At 71.5% G+C, this 24243-nt stretch carries 25 protein-coding genes; 14 read left to right on the top strand and 11 right to left on the bottom strand.

Features of this window, described 5'->3' with window-relative positions:
* Nucleotides 1–40: 40 nt before the first annotated feature.
* A complete protein-coding gene (locus ACIPFH_RS39235; protein ID WP_401834206.1) occupies nucleotides 41–508 on the bottom strand; it encodes a nuclear transport factor 2 family protein in 468 nt (155 codons plus the stop codon).
* A gap of 222 nt (nucleotides 509–730) precedes the next feature.
* Here ACIPFH_RS39235 and ACIPFH_RS39230 point away from each other — a divergent pair, with 222 nt between their 5' ends.
* Together ACIPFH_RS39230 and ACIPFH_RS39225 are read left to right on the top strand one after the other, a co-directional pair.
* The gene (locus ACIPFH_RS39230; protein ID WP_401834312.1) at nucleotides 731–1441 is read left to right on the top strand and encodes a DUF4291 domain-containing protein; all 711 of its coding nucleotides are present in this window, start codon (nucleotides 731–733) and stop codon (nucleotides 1439–1441) included.
* Between the two features lie 255 nt (nucleotides 1442–1696).
* Nucleotides 1697–2299 (top strand): hypothetical protein, encoded by a 603-nt coding sequence (locus tag ACIPFH_RS39225; RefSeq protein WP_401834205.1) that lies wholly within the window; start codon nucleotides 1697–1699, stop codon nucleotides 2297–2299.
* 45 nt (nucleotides 2300–2344) lie between these two features.
* On the opposite strand, the gene ACIPFH_RS39220 is transcribed toward ACIPFH_RS39225, so the two are convergent.
* The 4 genes from ACIPFH_RS39220 to ACIPFH_RS39205 form a co-directional block, all read right to left on the bottom strand.
* A complete protein-coding gene (locus tag ACIPFH_RS39220) occupies nucleotides 2345–2878 on the bottom strand; it encodes a GNAT family N-acetyltransferase (RefSeq protein WP_356258445.1) in 534 nt (177 codons plus the stop codon).
* Nucleotides 2879–3022: 144 nt separating this feature from the next.
* Nucleotides 3023–3973: a hypothetical protein gene (locus ACIPFH_RS39215; protein ID WP_401834203.1), complete on the bottom strand. Its 951-nt coding sequence runs from the start codon at nucleotides 3971–3973 to the stop codon at nucleotides 3023–3025.
* Between the two features lie 231 nt (nucleotides 3974–4204).
* A complete protein-coding gene (locus tag ACIPFH_RS39210; RefSeq protein ID WP_356258450.1) occupies nucleotides 4205–4384 on the bottom strand; it encodes a hypothetical protein in 180 nt (59 codons plus the stop codon).
* Nucleotides 4385–4519: 135 nt separating this feature from the next.
* Complete coding sequence (locus tag ACIPFH_RS39205; RefSeq protein WP_356258453.1) at nucleotides 4520–5395, bottom strand: undecaprenyl-diphosphate phosphatase; 876 nt, start codon at nucleotides 5393–5395, stop codon at nucleotides 4520–4522.
* 811 nt (nucleotides 5396–6206) lie between these two features.
* On the opposite strand from ACIPFH_RS39205, the gene ACIPFH_RS39200 reads away from it, so the two are divergent.
* From ACIPFH_RS39200 to ACIPFH_RS39185, 4 genes are all read left to right on the top strand, one after another.
* Nucleotides 6207–7403, top strand: a complete 1197-nt coding sequence (locus tag ACIPFH_RS39200) for a Gfo/Idh/MocA family protein (RefSeq protein ID WP_401834199.1) — start codon at nucleotides 6207–6209, stop codon at nucleotides 7401–7403.
* Nucleotides 7400–8329: a PmoA family protein gene (locus tag ACIPFH_RS39195; RefSeq protein ID WP_401834196.1), complete on the top strand. Its 930-nt coding sequence runs from the start codon at nucleotides 7400–7402 to the stop codon at nucleotides 8327–8329. Before ACIPFH_RS39200 ends, ACIPFH_RS39195 begins: the two co-directional genes overlap by 4 nt.
* On the top strand, nucleotides 8323–9039 hold the full coding sequence (locus ACIPFH_RS39190; protein ID WP_401834193.1) for a cupin: 717 nt from the start codon (nucleotides 8323–8325) through the stop codon (nucleotides 9037–9039). The genes ACIPFH_RS39195 and ACIPFH_RS39190 overlap by 7 nt, the downstream gene beginning before the upstream one ends.
* A gap of 254 nt (nucleotides 9040–9293) precedes the next feature.
* Complete coding sequence (locus ACIPFH_RS39185; RefSeq protein ID WP_401834191.1) at nucleotides 9294–9878, top strand: hypothetical protein; 585 nt, start codon at nucleotides 9294–9296, stop codon at nucleotides 9876–9878.
* A 61-nt stretch (nucleotides 9879–9939) separates the two neighbouring features.
* Here the strand turns inward: ACIPFH_RS39185 and ACIPFH_RS39180 are convergent, their stop codons facing one another.
* Nucleotides 9940–10410 (bottom strand): winged helix-turn-helix transcriptional regulator, encoded by a 471-nt coding sequence (locus ACIPFH_RS39180; protein ID WP_401834190.1) that lies wholly within the window; start codon nucleotides 10408–10410, stop codon nucleotides 9940–9942.
* Between the two features lie 135 nt (nucleotides 10411–10545).
* Between ACIPFH_RS39180 and ACIPFH_RS39175 the strand changes: the two genes are divergently transcribed.
* Complete coding sequence (locus ACIPFH_RS39175; RefSeq protein ID WP_356258468.1) at nucleotides 10546–11715, top strand: thiolase family protein; 1170 nt, start codon at nucleotides 10546–10548, stop codon at nucleotides 11713–11715.
* Between the two features lie 176 nt (nucleotides 11716–11891).
* Here ACIPFH_RS39175 and ACIPFH_RS39170 read toward each other — a convergent pair whose 3' ends face one another.
* Nucleotides 11892–12713, bottom strand: a complete 822-nt coding sequence (locus ACIPFH_RS39170; protein ID WP_356258470.1) for a VTT domain-containing protein — start codon at nucleotides 12711–12713, stop codon at nucleotides 11892–11894.
* Nucleotides 12714–12762: 49 nt separating this feature from the next.
* Here ACIPFH_RS39170 and ACIPFH_RS39165 point away from each other — a divergent pair, with 49 nt between their 5' ends.
* The 3 genes from ACIPFH_RS39165 (at nucleotide 12763) to ACIPFH_RS39155 (ending at nucleotide 16067) form a co-directional block, all read left to right on the top strand.
* Complete coding sequence (locus ACIPFH_RS39165) at nucleotides 12763–13509, top strand: DNA alkylation repair protein (protein ID WP_401834187.1); 747 nt, start codon at nucleotides 12763–12765, stop codon at nucleotides 13507–13509.
* Nucleotides 13510–13965: 456 nt separating this feature from the next.
* Nucleotides 13966–15135 (top strand): elongation factor Tu, encoded by a 1170-nt coding sequence (gene tuf, locus ACIPFH_RS39160; RefSeq protein ID WP_356258477.1) that lies wholly within the window; start codon nucleotides 13966–13968, stop codon nucleotides 15133–15135.
* A 140-nt stretch (nucleotides 15136–15275) separates the two neighbouring features.
* The gene (locus tag ACIPFH_RS39155) at nucleotides 15276–16067 is read left to right on the top strand and encodes a spermidine synthase (protein WP_401834309.1); all 792 of its coding nucleotides are present in this window, start codon (nucleotides 15276–15278) and stop codon (nucleotides 16065–16067) included.
* Between the two features lie 43 nt (nucleotides 16068–16110).
* Here ACIPFH_RS39155 and ACIPFH_RS39150 read toward each other — a convergent pair whose 3' ends face one another.
* Nucleotides 16111–17157 carry a hypothetical protein gene (locus ACIPFH_RS39150; RefSeq protein WP_401834185.1) on the bottom strand — a complete coding sequence of 349 codons (1047 nt, stop codon included), beginning with the start codon at nucleotides 17155–17157 and terminating at the stop codon, nucleotides 16111–16113.
* Nucleotides 17158–17424: 267 nt separating this feature from the next.
* Between ACIPFH_RS39150 and ACIPFH_RS39145 the strand changes: the two genes are divergently transcribed.
* Nucleotides 17425–17862 (top strand): DUF4442 domain-containing protein, encoded by a 438-nt coding sequence (locus ACIPFH_RS39145; RefSeq protein ID WP_356258492.1) that lies wholly within the window; start codon nucleotides 17425–17427, stop codon nucleotides 17860–17862.
* Between the two features lie 260 nt (nucleotides 17863–18122).
* On the opposite strand, the gene galU is transcribed toward ACIPFH_RS39145, so the two are convergent.
* Nucleotides 18123–19118: a UTP--glucose-1-phosphate uridylyltransferase GalU gene (gene galU / locus ACIPFH_RS39140; RefSeq protein ID WP_401834183.1), complete on the bottom strand. Its 996-nt coding sequence runs from the start codon at nucleotides 19116–19118 to the stop codon at nucleotides 18123–18125.
* Nucleotides 19119–19527: 409 nt separating this feature from the next.
* Here galU and ACIPFH_RS39135 point away from each other — a divergent pair, with 409 nt between their 5' ends.
* Nucleotides 19528–21420, top strand: coding sequence for a ricin-type beta-trefoil lectin domain protein (locus ACIPFH_RS39135; protein WP_401834180.1), 1893 nt, complete (start codon nucleotides 19528–19530; stop codon nucleotides 21418–21420).
* A gap of 73 nt (nucleotides 21421–21493) precedes the next feature.
* On the opposite strand, the gene ACIPFH_RS39130 is transcribed toward ACIPFH_RS39135, so the two are convergent.
* Nucleotides 21494–21907, bottom strand: coding sequence for a hypothetical protein (locus tag ACIPFH_RS39130; protein WP_401834178.1), 414 nt, complete (start codon nucleotides 21905–21907; stop codon nucleotides 21494–21496).
* Between the two features lie 202 nt (nucleotides 21908–22109).
* Between ACIPFH_RS39130 and ACIPFH_RS39125 the strand changes: the two genes are divergently transcribed.
* Nucleotides 22110–22760, top strand: a complete 651-nt coding sequence (locus ACIPFH_RS39125; protein WP_401834176.1) for a DedA family protein — start codon at nucleotides 22110–22112, stop codon at nucleotides 22758–22760.
* Nucleotides 22761–22840: 80 nt separating this feature from the next.
* Here ACIPFH_RS39125 and ACIPFH_RS39120 read toward each other — a convergent pair whose 3' ends face one another.
* Complete coding sequence (locus tag ACIPFH_RS39120) at nucleotides 22841–23368, bottom strand: gamma carbonic anhydrase family protein (RefSeq protein ID WP_356250946.1); 528 nt, start codon at nucleotides 23366–23368, stop codon at nucleotides 22841–22843.
* A gap of 75 nt (nucleotides 23369–23443) precedes the next feature.
* Between ACIPFH_RS39120 and ACIPFH_RS39115 the strand changes: the two genes are divergently transcribed.
* Nucleotides 23444–24235 carry an acyltransferase gene (locus ACIPFH_RS39115; protein ID WP_356250943.1) on the top strand — a complete coding sequence of 264 codons (792 nt, stop codon included), beginning with the start codon at nucleotides 23444–23446 and terminating at the stop codon, nucleotides 24233–24235.
* Nucleotides 24236–24243 lie beyond the last annotated feature (8 nt).

Raw genomic sequence — 24243 nt, 5'->3', positions numbered from 1 at the left:
CGCGTTTCGGCTCGGTCCACCGGCCCCTCGCGCTCCCGGCTCAGCCGGGCAGACGCCGCCACTTCTCCCGGACGACCACCTCGCGCACCCGCCATCCGTCGTCCGTCCGCCGCAGACCGAAGGAATACCGGCCGCCGCATACGAAGTCCGGTGCGCCGGTCGCCGAGTCGTCGTCGCCGGCGGCCAACCGCATCGGGTTGACGTAGTCGGCCTGGACCCGGGCCGTGTCGCCGGTGTCCTGCTCCAGGACCCCGAAGCTCACCCGGCGGTTGACGATGAGGTGCTGTCGCATCCCGAACAGCCGCATGCTCTCCGCGAGCCACGAGGCGACGTTCCCGGCCTCCCCCTCGATACCACCGGCCGAACGGTAGTCCGCCCGGCCGTCCGTCGTGAACAGGTCCCGGTACGCCGTCCAGTCACCGTCGTCGACGGCCACCGCGTAGTCGGTGATCAACCCGTCCACGGCCAACCGGTCCAGCACGGCGGCGAGCTCCACACGCTGCGTCATGGGCCCGAGTGTTGGGCACGCGAGCTGCCCAGCCAAGGTCCGTGCGGGGATCGATCCGGCATCGCCGGGATAATTCGGTGGCCGAGCGGCCGGCGCGACGGTCAGGCTACTGCCGTGAACGACCCGAACGACGCGACGAGCCCGAACGCGCGCGACACACCGACCGTCCTGAACATACCGACCGTCCCGAGCACTCCGGCCGTCCTGACCACTCCGAACGTGCTGAGTGATCCGGAGGTCCAACGCGCCGGGCAGGAACCCAAGTTCCGCATACGCGCCGCCCACACCGAGTCCACGGTCACCGTCTACCAGGCGTACCGCCCGAAGATCGGCAACGCAGCCGCCCGAGACGGCCGCTTCCCGTCGGCGTGGAGCCGCGAGCGCATGACATGGATCAAGCCCAGCTTTCTCTGGATGATGTACCGCTGCGGATGGGGCACCAAGGAAGGCCAGGAGACCGTCCTGGCTGTGGAGATCACCCGTGAGGGATTCGAGTGGGCGCTGCGGCACGCGTGTCTGTCGCACTACGTGCCGGAACTGCATGGTGACCAGGCCGAGTGGAAGCGGCAGTTGAAGCAGGCTCCGGCGCGGGTGCAGTGGGATCCGGAGCGGGACCTGCACCTCGACCCCCTTCCCTACCGCTCGCTCCAGTTGGGGCTCGCGGGCGAGGCGGCCGTGCGGTACGCCGACGAGTGGATCGTCGGGATCGAGGACGTGACGCCGCTGGCCAAGCAGGTCCACGCACATGTGCGAGCGGGCGAACTGACGCGGGCGGCCGCGCTGTTGCCGGCGGAGCGGCCGTATCCGGTGGCGGAGGAGACTGTGGCGCGTCTGCGACGACAGGTCCCGATTCCCGACGAGCGTTCCGGGTTACCGACCGAGCGTTCCGGGTTGCCGGACGAGCGTTCCGGGTTCTCGGACGGGCGGGGGTGACCCAGGGCCGGACGCGGTCGGAAGGCGCAGCCCGATCAGCTCATACGCGGTGCGGTATCGACGTTCTGACACACGGGGGCTTGTATGTCGTTCAACCGAGGCCGTTCCCTTTCGAGCTCGGCCTGCGCCGGTGCGGTCACCGTCCTTGTCGCGGGTTGTTCCTCGGCGGCGGGCGACGCGGCCGCCCGGTCCGCCGAGTCCTCCGATCCTTCGACGACAGCGTCGGCGAGTGTTCAGCCGCTGACCGCCGCGGAGTTGGCGGCGGCACTGCCGTCGGACGGAAGCCTGCCGGGCTACAGCGTGACCGGTACGCCCAAGACGAGCACGGGCGGCGGCACATCCGATCCTGACGTGAGGCCAGAAGCATGCCGTCCGCTCTGGGATGCGCGGGCCGGCGTTTCCGTCACCTCGGTGGCCAGGGCCTGGGTCGCCATAACCCCTTCCGGATTCGCCCCACCGACCGAGGTCCTCACCTTCGCCGGCTACGGCCCCGACCGAGCGGAGGCGTATGTCGGTTCCCTCGACAAGGCTCTGGACGCTTGCCCGTCACTGTCCTTCGTGAGTCGAAACGGCGATCGTACGACGGCGGACGTCGAGCGAGTGGCGAGCCCGGGCGCGGTGGGCGACGCCACGGTGAGTTTCCGGGTGCACTGGACTGTCGATCTGGACGGCTTCGAATCGGACACCTTTGGCCTGATCACAACTGTCCGCGCCGGTGAGGCGACCGTCACCGCCATGTCGGACATCAGTGTCGGCAGCCGGCTCCCGGCATCGAAGAGGAACGCGTTCATACCGAAGCCGGACCTCGCCATGCTGAAGTCCCAAGCCGACGCCCTGCGCGAAGCGCAGGCGCGCTGAGCGTTCGTCGCGTGCCGCTGGGCCGGTCCGACGGATCGGCCGGGTTCACCCGATGAATTCGGTGAGATCGATGGCGTGGACGTGCAGCGGGAAGCCGTGCACCGGGTGTGCCGTTTCGCGCTCCGGGGCCATGCCGAGCTTGCGGCTGACGTTCTCGGAGGCGTCGTCCCCGATCCGGATGATGCTGATCACCCGGTCGATGCCGCGATCCTCGAGCGCGAATTCCAGCGTCGCGTGGGCGGCTTCGGAGGCGTACCCCTGGCCCCAGAACTGTGATCCGAGCCGCCAGCTGATCGCCACGGAGGGCAGCACCTCCGGTAGGAACTCGGGCATGGACAGGCCGGTGAAGCCGACCAGTTCACCCGATGCCAGCAACTCGACGGCGAAGATGCCGAAGCCCTCCTCGTCCCACTCCTCCTCCCACCGCTCGATGGCTTCCGCGGTGTGCTCCAGGTCGAGTACCGAACCGTCGTCGACCCAGCGCATGACCTGCGGGTCCGCGTTGATGTCGGCCATGGGCACGAGGTCGTCGTCGTGCCAGCGGCGGAGGAGGAGGCGGGGGGTGCGGATCTCGGTCATGGTCACCATCCTGCCCCTGGCCGGAGCCTCACCGGTAATCGGCACCCGCCCGTGATCCGTCCCGGAGGGCTCCAAGCCCTCAGCGGTCGTTACAGGTGCGACAACCTCTCGCGGTCCTCGCAGGTGCGTCAGCGGTCGGACTCCTCAGCGTTCGGAGTCCTTGGTCGGATGACGGGAGATCTGTTTCCGTGCGGTGCGCCACCGCGATCGGGTCTGCTCCACCATGCTGTCCCACTGCCGGCGGACCTCGTGGTCGGAAGGGCGGTCGCCCTGTCGGATGCGGTTGAGTTCGTCTCGTACCTCCCGCCCCAATGCCGCCGAACCGACCATGACGAGCATGGCCCCGAAGAGCGCGGAGATCATCGCGAAGACGGCTCCGACCACCCCGTAGCGTGCGGCGTAGGAGTTGAACAGACGTGGCAGATAGATGGCCGCGCCCACCGAATAGGCCGCCGTCAGAACGGCGGCGGTGATGCCGAAGGGCACCAGGTCCGGCCGGTCGACCCGCTTCGCCGAGAGGATCCAGCCGCTCCAGACGAGGAACGCGGCGGTCACCGGTACCTCGCTCACCGAGGCGATCAGGCCCAGATCGCCTCGGTCGAGGAGCGCGGTGAGGGCGGCGATGCACACCGCGTAGCCGCCGAGGCTGAGGATCCACCACAGACCGTTACGCGTGTTGCGCACACTGAGCGGAGTGAGCTCCCATGTCTGTTCGACGAGCCGCTGCGCGGCCCGGGCGAAGCTGAGGACCGAGATGGTCAGGAACACGGCCCCGAAGATGCCCACGCTCGCGCTGCCGCCCTCCGGGGGAGAGAACAGGGAACTGACGGCCTTGGCGCCTGCTCCGGTGAGGTGGTAACGCTTGATGATCCGCTCTGCCACGTCGTAGTGCACGAAGTTGCTCGAGACGGCGCCGATGAGGACGGAGAGCGGAACCAACGCCGTCAACGCGCTGGACGCCAGGGCCATCGACCGGTCGAAACCCACGATCCTCTGGAACCGGTTGATGACGCGCAGGGCGAAGGCGGGACGCAGCCAGAACGTCAGTGTTCTGACGAGGCGCTCACGCCTGATGCTCGCCGTCCTGCCCTCCATGAAGATCGTGACCGCTTGCGGCGACGCGAGCGTAGTGGACGGTCACGAGCCGAGGCGGGTCGACACGGGAAGCGATGGCGGTACGTCGACCGAACGGCGGGTACGCCGACCGGCCCACGTGAGCCGAAGGTCGGTGAAGCGAGCCGAACGCCGTGATGTGAGGCGAGGCGAGCCGAGCGCGGTGATCAGGCCGTGCCGATCGGGTCGGGAAAGGGTCGGGGAGAGCCGGCCTCAGGCCGCCGTGACGACCTCGCCGCGGATCGCGGTGGCCCACTCGACGACCAGCAGCTCGTACTCCGCCCGCTCCTGCGCGGTGAGGGAACCGCCCGCGCGCGTCCAAAGGGCCCGGATCCGCTCGTTCAACTCGGCAGCCGACCGCACGGAACCAGAGGAGAGAGAGTTCGGGGACATGGGCCAAGCCTAGGCGGAAGGCCTGACACTGCGCTACCGGACGGCTACGCGCACGCCTATGGGGTTGGTCACGGCTGATCGATCAACCGTCCACGCCCGGCACGGGTTCGGGCGCGCCGAGGCTGTGGAGTGCGGTCAGCCCGCCGACTCCGCCGCGTGCGGGCTCAGCGAGCCCGTCGCCACCAGGGCGATGATGACGATGCCGAGCACGACCCGGTAGTAGACGAACGGCATGAAGGACTTGGTACTGATGAACTTCATGAACCAGGCGATGACCGCGTATCCGGACGCGAAGGCGATCACCGTCGCGAACATCGTCGGCCCCCATGCCACGTGGCCGCCCTCCACCGCGTCCTTCAACTCGAAGACGCCGGAGGCCAGTACGGCCGGAATGGCCAGCAGGAAGGAGTAACGGGCCGCGGACTCACGCTTATAGCCCATGAACAGGCCGCCGCTGATCGTGGCGCCGGAACGTGAGACGCCGGGGATGAGCGCGCAGGCCTGGCAGAGGCCGAAGATCAGGCCGTCCTTGACGCCCAGGTTCTCCAAGGTCTTCCGCTGCTTGGGTGCGCGGTGTTTCCCGCCCGTCTCGTCGCGGGCCGCCAGCCGGTCGGCGATGCCGATCACGATGCCGACGACGACGAGCATCGTGGCCGTGATCCGCAGGTCGCGGAAGGGGCCCTCGATCTGGTCCTTGAGCGTCACGCCCAGCACGCCGATCGGAATCGAGCCGACGATCACCAGCCAGCCCATCTGGGCGTCGTGATCCTTGCGCAGCGTCTTGTCGAACAGCGATCGGCTCCAGGCCGAGATGATCCGGCCGATGTCCTTGCGGAAGTAGATCAGCACCGCCGCCTCCGTGCCGATCTGCGTGATCGCCGTGAAGGCGGCGCCGGGATCCTTCCAGCCGGAGAACGCCGCGGTCAGCCGCAGGTGAGCGCTGGAGGAGACGGGGAGGAACTCGGTCAGCCCCTGGACGAGTCCGAGGATGAGGGATTCAAACCAAGACATGAGGTTACGGAGTCCAAGTGCCGATCGGAGAGGGGCGACGGCGACGGCAGGCCCGTCGCGCGCGGTGATCAGGTGATCAGGTGTGTGCCGAGGGAAGCGTAGCGGTCCCCGATGACAGGCCCGCCACAGGGGTTTCGCAGGCGCCGCGCCGACTCTCGAGCCGACGGCCCTCGATCCCTCCCCGTGATCGACACGCGCTCCCACGCGACGAGCACGCGGTCGTCCTCCCGAGCGGCACCCGCGGCTGTCGCGCCGACGGCACGCGGTTCGCACGGGACGGGCGCGCGGGTCCTGCGGTTCCCACGCGAGGGGCGCGCGAGTCTTGCCGTTCCCACGGGGCGGGCGCGCGAGTCTTCTGTGACCGTCACCAACCCTGGAGCGTCACCAGCGCCCCGTGGCGCACACCCTCCACGTGACCGGTGCGCACCCTCTCCCCCCGATCACCGCCCACCCGTCCGACCGATCACCGCCGACCCCTTCCCCGGTCACCGTCGGCCCGTGCGACCGGTCACCGCCCACCCGTCCGACCGATCACCGCCCACCCGTCCGACCGATCACCGCCGACCCCTTCCCCGGTCACCGTCGGCCCGTGCGACCGGTCACCGCCCACCCGTCCCACTGACCGCACGCGCCCCCGCGCGTGCGACCGCCGCGCCGGACAGGTGTCCTCATGGTTGACCGGCCGCCCGACCGGCACATACGTTGCTGCCGATGGGAAAGCGCTTGCTGTGCGCGCGTACTGCACGCTTGCCCTCGGTTGCTGGCCCGCCCGGTCGTACGGCCGTATGTCGGAGGAGTGCTGATCACGCCCATGCCCCCATCCACTCCGCTGCCCGATGCGCTCGCCGGCCGCCGTGTCCGGGCCGCCGTCGTCGGCATCGGCGCCATCGGGCGCGGCTCCCATCTGCCCGCACTGCAGCAGCTCGCCGCCGAGGGCGAGACCGAGGTGGTGGCGGCCGTTGACATCGATGCCACCGCCGTCGAGGCCTTCTGCGCGGAGAGTGGGATTCCGCACGCGTACACCGACCTGGAGCGGATGCTCGCGGAGCAGCGCCCAGATCTGGTGACCATCTGCACCCCGCCGACCCTCCACCGAGAGCAGAGTGTGGCCGCGCTGCGGGCCGGCGCCTGGGTGTGGTGCGAGAAGCCGCCGATGCCGACCCTCGCCGACTACGACGCCGTGGAGGCCGAGGAGGGCGAGGAGGCCGGGCCGTACGCCTCGATCGTCTTCCAGCACCGGTTCGGGTCGGGGACGCGGCACGTGCGGGGGCTGCTCGCCGAGCAGGCCCTCGGCCGGCCGCTCGTCGCGCACTGCCAGACCACCTGGTACCGCGACACCGCCTACTACGCCGTGCCCTGGCGCGGTCGCTGGCAGAGCGAGGGCGGCGGTCCGGCGATGGGGCACGGCATCCACCAGATGGACCTGCTGCTGGACCTCCTCGGGCCGTGGAGCGAGGTGCGCGCGATGGCCGGCCGGCTCGTGCACGACGTGGAGACGGAGGACGTGTCCACCGCTCTGGTCCGTTTCGAGAGCGGGGCCATGGCGACGGTCGTCAACAGCGTCCTGAGCCCCGACGAGGTCAGCCGCATCCGTATCGACTGCGAGCGCGCCACCATCGAACTCACCCACCTCTACGGTCACTCCAACGCCAACTGGCACATCACGCCCGCTCCGGACGTCCCGAGCGACCGGGCCGCGGTCTGGCAGGACTTCGGCGCGGACGTCCCGAGCTCGCACCTGGAGCAGCTGCGGGAGCTGGTCGCGAGCATGCGCGCGGGCCGGCGGCCACGCAGCAGTGGTGCGGACGGGCGCACCAGCCTGGAGCTGATCACCGCGCTGTACAAGTCGGCGTTCACCGACACGACGGTGAAGCGGGGCGAGATCGGGCCCGGTGACCCGTATTACACGGCCATGCACGGTGGCGCCGCCGGCTGGGCTCCGGGCACGGCCCCCGCCACGGCCACGGCCACGGCCACGACCGCGACGAAGGCGGAGGTGCCCGCGTGACCGGCGACCTGCGGCTCGTGCACGCGATCGGCGACCGCGTCACGGTGACCGACCCGGTCACCGGCGTGCAACTGCTCGCCTACGTCTACCGGGCCGAGGCGGCGTGGGAGGCGCCGAGGCCGTACATCCACCCGCTGCGGACGCTCTCCGGTGACGTCGTCACCGACTACCGGCCCAACGACCACCGCTGGCACAAGGGACTGTCGCTGACCGCCTCGCACCTCTCGGGCGCCAATCTGTGGGGCGGCAACTCGTACGTGCACGGCGAGGGGTATCTCGAACTCCCCGAGCGGGTCGGGTCGATGGCGCACGTCGGCTTCGACGAGGTGTCGACCGACGACGGCCGGGTCGTCATCGCCGAGCGGTTGACCTGGCATCCGCACGGCGGTGAACTCTGGGCCGAGGAGGCCCGCCGGATCGAGGTGCACGACGTCGACCCGGACTCCCGTTCCTGGGCGCTGACCTGGACCAGCGCCGTCACCAACCGCCGCGACGAGCCCCTCCGCTTCGGCAGTCCGACCACCGCCGGGCGGGAACTGGCCGGCTACACGGGCCTGTTCTGGCGGGGCCCGCGTGCCTTCCGGGACGGCCGGATCATCGGCCCGGAGGGCGAGGGCCCCGATCTGATGGCCTCGCAGAGTCCCTGGCTCGCCCTCTCCGGTGAACACGACGGGGCCGACGGCCATGCCACCGTCGTCTTCGCGCACGCCCCCGAGAACGACCACTCCGGCGCCCGGGGGACGCATCCCGCCCACTGGTTCGTCCGCAACGAGCCCTTCGCGGGCATCGCCCCGTCCTGGGCGTTCTTCGACGAACTCGAGCTCGCCCCCGGTGACACGCTCACCCGCCGCTACCGCGTGGTGGTGGCCGACGGCGCCTGGGAGCGGGAGGAGATCGCCAAGTACCTCGAGTCGCACCCGTGGTGAGCGGATACGGGGGACTGCCCGGCGGCGTCGCCGTCTCCCAGCTGCGCGTGTACGACTGGCCCGCCGCCGACGGCCTGCGTGGCGGAACTCCCCATATGCATCTGACGTGTTCGGAGGGGTACGTCGTCACGGGTGGGCGTGGCGCGGTGCAGACGCTGACGGCGTCCGGGTACGAGGTCACGCGCCTCGTGCCCGGCACGGTCGCCTGGTTCACGCCGGGCACCGTCCACCGGCTGGTCAACGAGGACGACCTGCGCATCGCCGTCCTGATGCAGAACAGCGGGCTGCCGGAGGCCGGCGACGCGGTCCTCACCCTGCCACCGGAGCACCTCGCCACCCCTGAGACCTACGCCGCCGCGACCGTGGTCCCGGCGGACGCCCCGCGGGAGGAGCAGGCCGAGATCGCCCGTGCCCGGCGCGATCTCGCGCTGGAGGGATACCGGGCCCTGCGCGAGGCGGCGGACGGTCCGGCGGCCCTGGCCGCCTTCCACCGGGCCGCCGCCGCGCTGGTGGAGCCCCGGCTCGCCGAGTGGCGTGAGCGCTGGCTCCGCGGTGCGCGGGCGGCCGCGCAGGCCACGGGGGAGCAGCTCGACCGGCTCTCGCACGGCGATGTGTCCCACCTCGCCGAGGCCGTCGTGCGGGCCGAACAGCCCTCGGCCCACGGGAAGTTCGGGATGTGTGGCTGGTTGGACGTGTACGCGCTGCCGTAGTGCGGGTTGGTCACGCCAGGTCGTCACCGCGGGGTGGATCGGCTGAAGCGGTTTCGTGGTTTCGCGATACCCCTGCGGCTTGTCCGCCGGAATGATCCAATCGACCCATGTCGAGACCGGAAAGTCAGCGAGTGCGAAACAGGGTGACGGCGGCGGCGCTCTTCACCGCGTTACTGGTGGCCGGATGCGGGGGTGGCGGGGGCGGGAGTTCCGATGGGAAGGCGTCCGGTTCCGCGGCCCCGGGCTCTGCTTCCGTGTCGGGATCCGCCTCGGTCGCCGCGCCTCGGGAGTCCGCCGCGCCGCTCGGCGAGGCTCAGCTGAAGTCCGCGGCGCTGTCGGGTGGTGACGTGGACGGCTTCCAGGTCACCGACTTCCCCGTGAAACCGGACGGCGATTCCACCGCCCGGCCCGCGGACTGCCAGCCGCTGGAGAACATGCGCACCGCCTCGCCCGACCCGGGTCCCCGGGCGTTCGTCGGCCTCCTCGCCTACTCCGGAGCGGGTCCCACCGCGGGCTCCGCCACCACCGTCGGCCTCATGGCGTACGACCAGTCCGACGCCGAGGGCATCCTCGAGGGCCTCCGCACCGCCCTGAAGAAGTGCGGCGCCTACGAGGGCGGCGTCCCCGCCCGTACCACCGCCAAGGCCGCCACCGCCCCCGACGCGGGGGACGAGGCCGTCGCCTTCGCTCTGCAGACCCAGCGGGACAGCGCGGACGCGTTCGTGGTCGTGCGTACCGGCGCCACGGTCGTCCTGTTCTACACCGTGAGCGGGACCGGCTCCGCGGCGGAGGTGCCGAAGGAGCTGATCACCGCGCAGATCCGGAAGCTCGAAGCCTGAGAGCCGTCCCGTGGGCCGCCTGCCGTGGGGTGCGGCCCACGTGGCCGTGGGGTGCGCGCCCTCAGGCGGCCGACGGGCCCGTCAGCGTCCATCCCGGTGTCTGCGGGTGGGCGCTCAGGTCCTCGTGACGGACCTGCTCGCCGCAGGCCGAGCAGGTGACCACCGGCATCAGCTCGTTGCCGCAGACGTGCTCGACCACCATGGGGCGCTCGTCGTCCTTACGGAGATGGCGGTCGCCCCACGCCATGAGTGTCATCAGGACCGGCTCCAGTTCGAGCCCCGCCGGCGTGGGCCGGTACTCGAAACGCTGCGGGCGCTCGCTGTACGGACGCCTGGTCAGGATTCCGGCGTCCATCAGGCGGCGCAGCCGGGTGGCCAGGATGTCGCGCGGGGCGCCGATGTTGCGTACCAGCTGGTCGAAGCGGCCGTTTCCCAGGCACACCTCCCGCAGGACGAGCAAGGAGTACTTCTCGCCGACGAGAGCGAGGGCGTCGGCGATCGAGCAGGGGCGCGGGTCTTTGGAGGCGGCCATGGCGAAGAGTCTAGGGGAGGGTTGGAAAAGCGAACCCTAGTGGGTTGGGTTTTCCAACTCGCGGCGTTATGGTGGGTCCGGATTTCCTACTCACCAGTAGTCTTCCCTGTCCGCGCTCGTCATGGAGGCCCGCACATGCGTGACGCAGTCATCGTCGAAGCCGTACGCACCCCCATCGGCAAGGGCAAGCCGAACGGCTCCCTCGCCCACGTCCACCCCGTCGAACTCCTCGCCCACACTCTGCGCACCCTCGTCGAGCGCTCGGGCGTCGATCCCGCGCTGATCGACGACGTCATAGGCGGCACCGTCGACCAGGTCGGCGAGCAGGCCATGAACACCACCCGCTACGCGCTGCTCTCGGCGGGTTTCCCGGAGACGGTCCCCGCCACCACCGTCGACCGGCAGTGCGGCTCCTCCCAGCAGGCCGTGCACTTCGCGGCCCAGGGCGTCATCTCCGGCGCGTACGACCTCGTCGTCGCCTGCGGGGTCGAGTCGATGAGCCGGGTGCCGATGTGGTCCAACGTGCCGCCCGGCAAGGACCCGTTCGGTCCCGGTGTCGCCGCGCGCTACCCGGAGGGACTCGTCCCGCAGGGCATCAGCTCCGAACTCATCGCCGCCAAGTGGTCGATCACGCGGGAGCAGATGGACGCCTTCGCGGTGTCCTCGCACCACAAGGCCGCCGCGGCCTGGGAACAGGGCCTCTTCGACGCCGAGGTCGCGCCCCTGGACGGCGTCTCGCGCGACGAGTGCGTACGGCCCGGAAGCACCCCCGAGATCCTCGCCGGCCTCAGGCCCGCCTACCACGACCCGGCCTTCGCCGAGCGCTTCCCGCAGATCGAGTGGAACGTCACCGCGGGCAACGCGAGCCCGGTCAACGACGGCGCGTCCGCCGTGCTGATCACCTCCGGCGAGACCGCCGCCCGCCTCGGGCTGCGCCCGCTCGCCCGGCTGCACAGTTTCGCCGTCACCGGCTCGGATCCGCTGCTGATGCTGACCGGCGTGATCCCGGCGACCGAGAAGGTGCTGCGCCGGGCGGGACTACGGCTCGACGACATCGACCTCTTCGAGGTCAACGAGGCGTTCTCCAGCGTCGTCCTGGCCTGGCGGCAGGAGACCGGGGCGGACCTCGCCAAGGTCAATGTGCACGGCGGCGCGATCGCCCTCGGACACCCGCTCGGCGCCAGCGGCACCCGGCTGACGACCACGCTCGTCCACGCGATGCGGGAACGCGGCGCTCGCTATGCCCTACAGACGATGTGCGAGGCGGGCGGGCTCGCCAACGCGATGGTGCTGGAATCCGTGTAACGGCCCACGGTCAGCGGGCCTCGGTCAGCGGGCCACGGCGTACGGGCCACGAGGCAGGGGACAGGGCGCCCGGGCTACTCGCCACGGGCCCGGGCCGGCCGCCCCGGATCCGGGCCGGCCGCCCCGGATCCGGGCCGGCCGCCCCGGATTTGGGCTACTCGCCAGGGGAGCGGCTGTTACGGGCGGCGCAGGTGGTGGCGTTTGCGCCAGGCCACCACCGCGCCGACCAGCGCCGGCAGGGTGATGCAGGCCATGGCGATCAGGAAGGCCGGTGAGGTGGGGGAGGAGGCGCGGGCTCCGGCGACCACGTACGCGGCGGTGTTCGGGATCGAGCCGAGCGCGGTCGCCACCAGGAAGGACAGCCAGCCCATGCGGGAGACGGCGGCGCAGTAGTTCGCGGCCCAGAACGGCACCCCCGGGAACAGGCGGGCCGCCAGCATCGAACGCATGCCGTGCCGGCTCAGCTGGCCGTCCGCGGCCTTGAGCAGCCGACCACGCAGCAGCGGTCGCAGCGCGTCCTGCCCGAGGAGCCGACCGAGCCCGAAGCTGATCCCGGCCCCCAGCACGGTGCCCGCCAGCGCCGCGGCGATGCCCCACTGCGAGCCGAACAGTGCGCCGGCGGCCAGGTTCAGCAGCGGTCGCGGCACGAACGCCACGGTGCACAGGCCGTATGCCACCGCGAAGACCGCGGCCGCCGAGGCGCCGCCCAACTGCGGTGGCCAGCCGTCCGAGAGGAGCTTCTGCGGCTGGAAGAGCAGCACGCTCGACGCGGCCGCCGCGAGCAGCGTGACCAGCAGCGCGAACCGCGACCAGGGCGAGAGGAGCACTCTCGTGCAGCGCGCGGCGAGGCCGCCGGGTGCGGCGGCCGTGGACGTGACGGACGCGATGACGGGCACGGGGCGGGGCACGGGAGCGAGCACGGGGACGACGAGCTCCGTGGCGGTGGCCCGGGGAGAGGCCGTGGCGGTGCCCCCAGAGCGGGTGGTGGCATCGAGCATCCCGCGACACTAACCGACGGACATGTGTGATCGCCGTATGGTTCGTCTCATGACCGTCACAGGTGCGGACACGAGCGGCGTGCCGGACAGCGTTCTCGCCGACCTTGTGCTCGAGCGGCTGACGACCGCGTACGGCGCCGCGGCCGACCCGGGCCGGGCGGCGGCCATGCGCGCGTACATGAAGGACGTCGCCCCCTTCCTCGGCCTTCCCGCCCCCACCCGCCGGGCCCTGTCGCGCACCGTCCTGGCCGGCATGCCCCGCCCCGACGAGGCCGACTGCACGGCGATCGCGCTGAGGTGCTGGAACCTGCCGCAGCGCGAATACCACTACTTCGCCGTCGACTATCTGCGCCGGTACGCGCCACGCCTCTCCTCGGGCTTCCTCCCCGTGGCGCGCCGACTGGTGACCACGACGTCCTGGTGGGACACGGTCGACCTGCTCGCCGCACACGTGGTCGGCACGCTCGTCGCGGCCGACCCAGGGCTCGGCGCCGACATGGACGCCTGGATCGTCGACGAGGACCTGTGGGTCGCCCGCACCGCCCTGCTCCACCAGCTCCGCCACAAGGAACGCACCGACACCGACCGGTTGTTCGCCCACTGCCTGCGCCAGTCCGGCCACCCGGACTTCTTCGTCCGCAAGGCCATCGGCTGGACCCTGCGCGAGTACGCCAGGACCGACCCGGCGGCCGTCCGCGCCTTCATCGCCCGCGAGCGGGGACGGCTCGCGCCGCTGACGGTGCGTGAGGCCCTGAGGAACATCGGGGACGCGGGGACACGGCCCAGCGGTTCATGAGCGCCGCGGGCGGGGCGCCTCGCCGTCCGGAGTGAGGCCGAGACCGTGGACGCGCCCTGCCTCTCGTACGACGCGGACCGGCCGCAGCCGGGCCTCCTGGAGGACCTACCCGTCGGCCTGCTCACGGACGCCCCGTGGCAGCGGCCGCCACCACCGCTCCCGCCGACTGCGCGTCACCCATGTCGGTCATCAGGACCGCAACCCTCCCCATCCGGCGAAAACCATTCGACACCGAACGGACCGTCGGCGACGATCGACACCATGTTCCGGCACGCCTTCCCCCTCGCAGCGTCCGCAGTCGCGGATACGCCGAAGGCTGCCGTCCCGCTCCTCGTGGCCGCTGCCGACGGCGCCCGAAGCTGACCCTCTCCGGAACGTCCGGCGGACCCCGCAGGGGGAGGGTCGGCCAGGTTCCCGGGGTCCCCACTTCCAACGGACACGCTTCGAGGTAGAGCCATGCCCAAGACCGCCTACGTGCGGACCAAGCCCCACCTGAACATCGGCACCATGGGGCACGTGGACCACGGCAAGACCACCCTGACCGCCGCCATCACCAAGGTTCTCGCCGACCGCGGCCACGGCACGTTCGTGCCCTTCGACCGCATCGACCGCGCCCCGGAGGAGGCCGCGCGCGGGATCACCATCAACATCGCGCACGTCGAGTACGAGACCGACACCCGGCACTACGCGCACGTCGACATGCCGGGCCACGCCGACTACGTCAAGAACATGGTCACCGGCGCCGCGCAGCTCGACGGGGCGATCCTCGTCGTCTCCGCGCTCGACGGGATCATGCCGCAGACCGCCGAACACGTCCTGCTCGCCCGTCAGGTGGGCGTGGACCACATCGTGGTGGCGCTCAACAAGGCCGACGCGGGTGACGAGGAGCTCATCGACCTCGTCGAACTGGAGGTCCGCGACCTGCTCACCGAGCACGGCTACGGCGGCGACTCCGCCCCCGTCGTCAGGGTGTCGGGGCTGCGGGCGCTGGCCGGCGACCCGCGCTGGACGGCGTCGATCGACGCGCTGCTCGACGCGGTGGACACCTATGTGCCCATGCCCGAGCGGTACCTGGACGCGCCGTTCCTGCTGCCCGTGGAGAACGTGCTCACCATCACCGGCCGCGGGACGGTCGTGACCGGCGCCGTGGAGCGGGGGACGCTCCGCCTGGGGGACCGGGTCCAGGTGCTCGGCGCCGAGGCCGACACCGTGGTGACCGGCATCGAGACCTTCGGGAAGCCGATGGAGGAGGCGCAGGCCGGGGACAACGTGGCACTGCTGTTGCGCGGGGTGCCCCGGGACGCCGTCCGGCGGGGACATGTGGTGGTGGCGCCGGGAAGCGTGGTGCCCAGCCGGCGGTTCACGGCGCGGGTGTACGTCCTGTCCGGGCGTGAGGGCGGTCGGACGACACCTGTCTCGACCGGCTACCGGCCGCAGTTCTACATCCGTACGGCGGACGTCGTCGGGGACGTGGACCTGGGGCAGGTCCCCGTCGCCCGGCCCGGGGACACGGTCGGCATGACCGTCGAACTGGGACGCGAGGTACCGCTGGAGCCCGGCCTCGGCTTCGCCATCCGCGAGGGCGGCCGGACCGTGGGAGCGGGGACCGTGACAGCCGTGCTGTGAGGCCGCCCGCCGACCTGTGAGGCCGTCCGTGGGTGCGGCCCCGTGCCTCTTCGGCGGTGTGGGGCCGCAGGCACAATGGGACGGTGAACGACGAGCCCATACCCGTCTCCCGCGCCGTCGACCACGGCACCGCCAAGCTGATGCCCGACGTCGACCGGGAGCGGGCCTGGCTGCTGACCGTCGACGGGGCGCCGCAGTCGTACGTCGACCTGGACGAACCGACGTATCTCGAGTTCGAGTACGCGCGGCGCCTCGGGCATGTCCTGGACACCGTCGCCCAGGCGGGGCGGCCCCTGGACGTCGTGCATCTCGGCGGCGGTGCGCTCACCCTGCCCCGGTACCTGGCCGCGACCCGGCCGGGTTCCCGGCAGGACGTCGTCGAGTTCGACCGCGGCCTGCTGGAGCTGATCGCCGAGCATCTTCCCGTCCCGGCCGGAGCCGGCATCGCGCTGCACGCCGCCGACGCGCGGGCCTGGCTGGAAGCGGCCCCGGACGGCTCGGCGGACGCGCTCGTCGCCGACGTCTTCGGCGGTTCCCGCGTCCCCGCCCATCTGACGTCCCTCACCTACGCCCAGGAGACCGCGCGGGTCCTGCGCGGCGACGGCGTCTATCTGGCGAACCTCGCCGACGCGGCGCCCTTCGGCTTCCTGCGGTCCCAACTCGCCAACTTCGCCGCGGTCTTCGAGGAACTCGCACTCATCGCCGAGCCGGCCGTACTGCGCGGGCGACGGTTCGGCAACGCGGTGCTCGTCGCCGCACACCACCCGCTCGACGTGACCACGCTCGCCCGCCGCACCGCCTCCGACGCGTTCCCGGCCCGGGTGGAGCACGGGCCCGGGCTGCGCCGCCTCATCGGCGACGCCCACCCGGTACGGGACGAGGACGCCGTACCGTCACCCGAACCACCCGAGGGCGCGTTCGGCATCGGCTGAACGACCCGTCGGGGCCGGCGCCCCGTTCGCCTCTCGTTCTGTTCTAGTTCTGTGTCGGTGTCCCGTGCAGGCGCACGGTGCTGAGGATCTGCATGATCGTGGCCTTCGGGAGTTCGTCCTTCACGCCCTTGGCCCCGTACAGGTTCCACGACACGTAGTCGCCGTTGGAGTTCTTGAAACCGAACGTGATCGCCTTGCCGTCGCTGTCGCACTTGCCCTTCTGGGGCGTCTTGGTCGACTGGGCCCAGGCGTAACTGCCCTTGACACCGGAGGCGGTGGTGAAGGCGGTCGCCTTCTTGTCGAAGGTGAGGCTCTTCTTGTCCGGCTCGGTGTAGCCGCCGAAGACCCACCAGGCGGGCGTGTTGATGGCGATCTCGTCGGTGCTCTTGGCGCCTTCGGCACCCTTGCTGCCGACCACGGCCAGCGATGTGTCCTCGGTCTTGCCGTCCTTGTCGGAGTCCGTGGAACACCACTTCGACTTGAACTCGGCCGTGCCCGACTGCAGGATCTGGTCGTAGCCGTCGGACTGCTTCTTGTCCTCCCACTCGAAGCCCTGGCTGAGTGTCGGCGACTGCACCTCCCAGTCCGCCGGCACGTCGAAGGCGATGCCCCACTTGGGGTTCACCACGACCTTCCAGCCCGCGACGGTCGGCTTCTCGGTCTCGTTGCCGCGCGGGTTGTCGTCCGTGCCGGACGACGAAGACGCGGAAGCCGAGGCGGAGCCGGACACGGAGGTCGAAGGGCTCGCGCTGCCCTTGCTCACGTCGGCCGGGTCGTCGTCGCCGCCCAGCACCAGGAACCCGGTGACACCGGCGGCCACGACGACGGCCGAGGCCGCGATGATCGCGATCAGCTTCGTCCGGTTGCCACCGCCCGTGCCGCCCCCGCCGGGCGGGGGCGTGGGCGCGCCCGCGGGTGACGGGGCGCCCCACTGCGGTTGCTGCGCATAGGGGTTGGGCTGCTGGTCGGGCTGCTGCTGATAGCCGGGTTGCTGGTACGGATTCGGCTGCTGGTATCCCGGCTGCTGGTACGGATTGTTCTGCGCCTGCGGGTTCTGCTCTCCCCCGGGCGGCTGCTGTCCTGGCCACATGGCCAGAAACCCTAGTGCCGTCCGGGACACGATTCGGTCACCGCCCCTTGTCAGGGGCGTACCGAATCGGGATTTCCGTCGGCGGGGGGCGCGGGAACGTGCGAGAAGTGTCCGTGATCTGCCGGATTGAGGTGACCGGCACTTCGTCGTCCGTCGGCGGCCGGACGCCGTCCGGGTCATGTGGACGGCAGGTGTGCGGGGCTCGTCACACCGGTCTGGCCAGTCGAAGCTACTCACAGGTAACATCCAGGTATGAGCGCAGACCAGATGTCCATCGGCGAGATGCTCGCCGCAACGGTGCCCATGGCCCGGACCCTGCACCTCGAGTTCCTCGAGGCCGGTCCGGAGAAGGCCGTGGTCGCCCTGCCCGACCAGAGCGATTTCCACAACCACGTGGGTGGGCCGCACGCCGGGGCGATGTTCACGCTCGGTGAGTCCGCCAGCGGCGCGATCGTCCTCGCCGCGTTCGGTGACCAGCTCTCCCGCGCCGTGCCGCTGGCGGTCGGCGCCGAGATCGCCTACCGGAAGCTGGCCATGGGCGCCGTCACCGCGACCGCCACCCTCGGCCGTCCGGCCGCCGAGGTCGTCGCGCAACTCGACGCGGGGGAGCGGCCCGAGTTCCCGGTCGCGATCGAGATCCGCCGCGCCGACGGGGCCGTGACCGGCGAGATGACGGTGACCTGGACCCTGCGTCCCAACGGCTGAGCGCCGTCCGCACGGGGACGTCGTTGTCCGTACGGGGACGTCGCGTCCGTACGGGGACGTCGCGTTCGTACGAGGACGACGGCGCCCCGGTCGCGGCGTGCGGCGCCACCGGGGCCCTGAGAGGCGTCACGCGCCGTGCACCGACGGCACGGGCCGCGCGCCCGTCAGGTGCCGGGCATCACACCTCACGTGCCGCCACCGGCGCGAGCCGCCCGCCCCGCGCCCGGTTCGGTGCCCGCCCCGCGTCGGCCGGGCACCGGTCAGGCCGCCGGCCGGCTCACTTCCGCGCTGTCGTCGGCGCTGCCTTCCGCACTCCCGTCGGCGCCGCGCTTCGCGTCAGCGTCCGCGTCCGTGCCGCCGTCCTCCAGGCCCGCGACGAACTCCTTGAGCCAGGTGACGAACTCCGGTCCCAGATCGGGCCGGTCGCAGGCCAGGCGGACGACCGTGCGCAGATAGTCCGCCTTGTCGCCCGTGTCGTAGCGGCGACCGGTGAAGATCACGCCGTGCACCGTCCCGGCCGCCGCGAGTTCCTCGAGGGCGTCGGTGAGCTGGATCTCGCCACCGCGCCCGGGCTCGGTGCGCTCCAGGACCTCGAAGACGGCCGGGTCGAGGACGTACCGCCCGATGACCGCGTACCGGCTGGGCGCGTCCTCGCGCGCGGGCTTCTCCACCAGGCCGGTGACACGCACCACCCCGTCCTCACCGGACGGTTCCACGGCGGCACAGCCGTACAGGTGGACCTGCTCCGGCGGAACCTCCATGAGGGCGACCACGCTGCCGGCGTACCGGTCGCGGATCTCGAGCATCCTGCTGAGGAGGGTCTCCCGGGGGTCGATGAGGTCGTCACCGAGCAGCACGGCGAACGGCTGGTCGCCGACGTGGTTGCGGGCGCACAGCACCGCGTGACCGAGGCCCAGCGGGTCGCCCTGGCGGATGTGGTGGATGTCGGCGAGCCGGGCCGGGTCGCGCACCGCGTCCAGCCGCACGGTGTCGCCCTTGGCGGCGAGCGCCTGCTCCAGTTCGAAGGCGTGGTCGAAGTGGTCCTCGATGGCCCGTTTGTGCCGACCCGTGACCATGAGGACGTCGTCGAGACCGGCGGCGGCCGCCTCCTCGACCACGTACTGGATGGCCGGCTTGTCGACCACCGGCAGCATCTCCTTCGGCGTCGCCTTGGTGGCGGGCAGGAAACGGGTGCCGAGGCCGGCGGCCGGGACGACCGCTTTGCGGACGCTGGGTGCGGAGTGGGGGGCGCTCATGCGGATCAGGGTGGCCCACGGGGATGGGAGTACGCCGGGAGTCACATCAGAGATTCCTGTGCGCCGTCCCTGCGCTTGGGAAGGGTCCGTGCCGTCCGGGCTGGAAGTTGGAGATTCCGTGTGCCATCCGGCTTTGCGCGTCCACAAGTTGAGTCCGGCGGTCCGGAGCGCTTTTCGAATGCGGGTGCGGATACCGCCGGTAACTTATCTGAAATTCCCGCACTTTGAACTTGGGTCACCCGAACTCCTTGTTTCCTGTGAGACGTGTGTGCGAAGGTGAGCCTCCCCTTACGGATGGGCCGGATCAGGCCAACGTGCCTGGTCAGACCAAAGGTACGCACCAATCCGGCACTGCTTTCCGACACCGTGCTTTTCCGTGCCGCTCGCAGGCTTGGAAGGAAATGGTTCCGTGCAATCCCCGACCCCCCCACGCCCTCCCCACCCGCCCCGCCCCGGCTGGACCCCCGGGGACTCCGATCCCCAACTCGCCGCCCGGCTGGCCCACCGGCCGGCCGACGGCGACGTGCGGGCCGGCGCGGTCGCTCTGCTGTTCGCCCGCCACTGGCGGGCGGCCCACGACTACGCGACCGTCTGTCTCGCGGGCACCGAGGACACGGCACGACTCGTGGCCGCCGCCGCGTTCCACGAGGTGTTCGGCCGGCTCACGGACGGGCGTACCGGCGGTGCCCTGCGTCCCCAACTCCTCGTCGCCGTACGGGAGACGGTCAGGAAATGGGCCGGCGCCGACGGAGTGGCCGACGTTCTGCCGGAGCTGCGGAAAACCGTCGGCGGCCGCGGACTGCGCGCCGCGCGACAGGCGACCGCCGAAAGGCGGCAACTCGCCGAGCGGTCTTTCCAGTTGCTCCCCGCGGCCTCGCAATGCCTGTTGTGGCACACCGAGGTGGAGGCGGAACCCATAACCGTACCGGCCGGTCTGTCGGGCATGGACGCCAGCACCGCGACGGCCGCCCTGGAACAGGCGCGGGAACAATTTCGGGCGGGCTGTGTACGCGCCCACCGGGAACTCGCGCCGACGAGTGAATGCCGCTTCTACAACCGTCTCCTCGACATTCCCCTGCGCCGCGGCGGAACCCTGCTGCCCGATGTGCGGCAGCATCTCGCGCACTGCCGCTTCTGCCGGCACGCCGCCGAACAGCTCAGCCATTTCGACGACGGACTCGACGTGCTGCTCGCCGAGACCGTCCTCGGCTGGGGCGCCCGCCGCTACCTCGACTCGCGCCCCGGACGCACGGCCTCCGCCGACGCGCCGGCCCGGCCCGCCGCGGAGCGCCCGCCCGTGGGGAGCGGCCGGCACCGCACCACCTCGGCGGGACTGCTCGACCTGCCGGGCCGACGGCCCAAGGCCGTGCTGGTGGGCGTGGGCCTGACCTCCCTCGCCCTGGTCGCGACCGTCTTCGCGGCCAGGAGCTGGTCCGATGACAACGGTGTCCCCGTTCCCGGGGCCACCTGGGGCGCGCCCGTCGGCGGGAACGGCACCCCGGCCACCGACGCACGGGGCCGGCCCGGCGACTCGGACGACCCGTCGCCCTCCGGATCCCCGTCGGCCGCCTCCGCGTCCCGGTCGGCCGAGGTCGCGCACGGCACGCTGCGCAGCCCGGACACGGACCTCTGCCTCGACGCCGCCGGGGGCCGGGCCCGGACCGGTGCGCCGATGGTCCTCGCGGGGTGCTCACAGGCCGCGACCCAGCAGTGGTCGTACCAGGACGACGGGCTGCTGCGCAGCGCCGCAGACCCGACGCTCTGCCTGGCCGCCGACCCGGGCCGCCGGACGACCGCCCTGGTCAACTGCCTGGTGCACGCCGGCGAGACGTTCTTCGACCTGACCGTCCGCGGGGAACTCCTGCTGCGACGGGACGACGCCCTGGTCGTCGCCCGCGCCGCCGGCAAACCGGGAGCGGCCGTCGTCGTCACCGAGCGGGACGGTTCCGGCGGCCAGCGGTGGGTGTTCGACACCGCCGACGCCGCGCCGGGGGCACCCGGTCCAAAGCTGCGGAGGCCTGCGGATCCGGCCGCTCCGGACGCGCCCGGCTCCCCGGACGTCCCGGCGCCGCGCGATGGCCGTCCCCTCGCCCCGGACACCGCCCCGGCGCCCGCCGAATCCGCCCCGGCCACACCGGAGTTCGGGACGAGGGTCGCCCAGGTGCAGTGCTGTGACCCGTCCGCCGACCCGGCCGGTCCTGCGGTTCCCGCCACGCTCCTCGACGCACTCCCGGCACCCGCCGAGGTGTCCGGCGTACTGGGAGACGTCGTCGCGGACGTGACGAAGACCCTCGGCCGCTGAGCCCGAGAACCGACGGAGGGGCCGCCCGAGGGGAGTGGCCCCTCCGTCCTCGTCGTGGAGACGACCGTCCCGCTCACGACGTGCAGACGTCCCTCAACCGCGAGGCCGCCCTGTCGATCCCGGCCGAGTCGGGCCGGTCACCGTCGAGGATGTCCTGGTTGTAGTCCTCGACGGCCTGCCGGAGGTCGTCGACCGCCTTGTCGACCTTGCTGCCGTCCGCCTCGCTGTCGGCCGACTCGTCGTTGATCCTGTCCAGGTTCTTCTCGATGGTGTCGATGGAGTCCTCGGTCTTCGTCGGATCCTCGATGGCGTCCGCTCCGGCCCTGTTGATCGCCGTGATGCTGTCCGTGATGTCGTCGGCGTTCGAGAGGCAGTCGACGGAGTCGTCGAACTCCCAGCCGGTGAGGAGGCCCGCGGTCAGCGCGAAGATCGCGGCGGCGGTGGCGATGACGGCAGTTCGGCGTCCGCGTCGGCGGGTCACGGCCATGGGAGGTCCCTTCGGAACGGTGGGGAGGGGTGGGGTTCGTCATCCACCACGATCACGTGGCGGGGCCGCCGTCACGAGGGACCGAGCCCCCCGATCCGTGGTGTAGCGCGCTACACCACGGACCGGGGGCGGGCCGGGCCGACCCGGTAGGCTTCCGGGGAAGGCAAGGCTGCCCAAGGACGTCAATCGGGAGGAACCCGCGGTGCACGTGCAGGAATGGCTCGACACGGTGCCCGCAGCCGCTGTCTACGCCCTGGTCGGCCTGGTCATCGGACTCGAGAGCCTCGGCATCCCGCTGCCGGGCGAGATCGTCCTGGTCTCGGCCGCGCTGCTGTCCTCCCAGCACGGCGGTATCAACCCCGTCGTCCTCGGCGCGTGCGCCACCGCGGGCGCCGTGATCGGCGACTCCATCGGCTACGCCATCGGCCGCAAGGGCGGACGTCCGCTGCTCGCCTGGCTCGGCGCGAAGTTCCCCCGGCACTTCGGCGAGGGGCATATCGCCACCGCCGAGCGGTCCTTCGAGAAGTGGGGCATGTGGGCCGTCTTCTTCGGCCGCTTCGTCGCCCTGCTGCGGATCTTCGCCGGTCCGCTCGCGGGCGTGCTGCACATGCCGTACTGGAAGTTCCTCGTCGCCAACGTCCTCGGCGGCATCGCGTGGGCGGGCGGCACGACGGCGGTCATCTACTACGTGGGCGTCGTGGCGGAGTCCTGGCTGAAGAGGTTCTCGTACCTGGGCCTGGTGCTGGCGGTGCTGATCGGTCTGACGTCGATGCTGATCATCAAGCGCAAGGCGAAGAAGATGCAGAGCGCTGCGCGCGAGGCCGAACCGGAGACCGTGCCCGTCGGCGACTAGTCGGAGGGCGCGGATCCGCGAGGGCTTGCCGCGAGCCATGCCTCGGAGACGTCACAGCCCCGCTCCCCCAGGGGCCGTGCCTACTCGTGGATCTCCGCGTGAGCCTTGGCCAGGTCCGCGTACAGGGTGCCGTTCAGGGTCACACCCTGCCGCTCCTCCTCGCTCAGCTCCCGCCTGACCTTGGCCGGTACCCCCGCGACCAGCGATCCCGGCGGGACTTCCATCCCCTGGGGCACCAGCGCCTGCGCGGCGACCAGCGAACCCGCCCCGATCACCGCCCCGTTGAGTACGGTCGCCCCCATCCCGATGAGGCAGTCGTCGCCGACCGTCGCCCCGTGCACCACGGCGTTGTGGCCGACGGACACCCGCTCGCCGATCGTCACGGGAAAACCGGGGTCGGCGTGCAGCGTCACGTTGTCCTGGATGTTGGCGTTCGCCCGGACGGTGATCCGCTCCACGTCGCCCCGCACGACGGCCCCGTACCAGACGCTCGCGCCCGCCTCCAGCGTCACGTCCCCGATCACCGAGGCGGTCGGCGCCACGAACGCCCCCGCGTCGACGTTCGGTTCCCTGCCGCCGATGCCCACGATCAGCGCCCTGTGCGTCATCACCGTCTCCTCGCGTCGGTCGTATCCCCGCACCGTACGCCACGGGTAGGGCGAAGATCACAGGGCCGCGGGCCCATGGCCGCACCGCGCGCTGAGTACGGTGAGCGGGTGCCGAAGCCCTGGAACACGTTCTCATCATGGCGGCGCCGACAGGTGCAGCGCGCCGTCCACGCGGGCTGGGCCTGGGCGCAGCGCACGGGGTCCGTCACCGCCGAGCGTCCCGGCCGCTTCCGCTTCGGTTCGATGGGCGGGGGCACCCGGCTCGCCTTCCCGCTCGGCACGGTCTTCGGGGAGCCCTGGATCCACCTCGGCGCGCACTGCATCGTCGGTGAGCAGGTCACCCTGACCGCCGGTCTGATGCCCGACCTGGACCTCGGCCCGGACCCGATCCTGCGCCTCGGCGACGGCGTGGTGCTCGGCCGAGGCAGCCATGTCATCGCCGACACGACGGTCACCATCGGCAGCGACTGCTACTTCGGTCCGTATGTGTACGTCACGTCCACGAACCACTCCTACGACGATCCGCACCAGCCCATCGGCAAGCAGTGGCCCCGTATGGAGCCCGTGGAGATCGGCCCGGGGTGCTGGATCGGCACGGGGGCGGTCATCCTGCCGGGTGCGCGGATCGGACGGAACGTCGTCGTCGCGGCCGGGGCGGTGGTCCGCGGCACTGTCCCCGACCACGCCGTCGTCGCGGGGGCGCCCGCCAAGGTCGTGCGGCGCTGGACGCCCGCCGAGGGCTGGCAGCCGCCGCTGCGCACCCCGGCGCCGGTGCCGATCCCGGACGGGGTCACGTCGGACCAGCTGGTCGCGCTGTCGGGACTGGACGAGGAGACGGCGGCCGCGCTGGCCCGGCTGGAGCCGTAAAGCGTCTC

The sequence above is a fragment of the Streptomyces sp. NPDC088157 genome (genome assembly GCF_044741545.1).
GTDB lineage: Bacteria > Actinomycetota > Actinomycetes > Streptomycetales > Streptomycetaceae > Streptomyces.
This window is presented reverse-complemented; position numbering and strand designations above follow the sequence as displayed.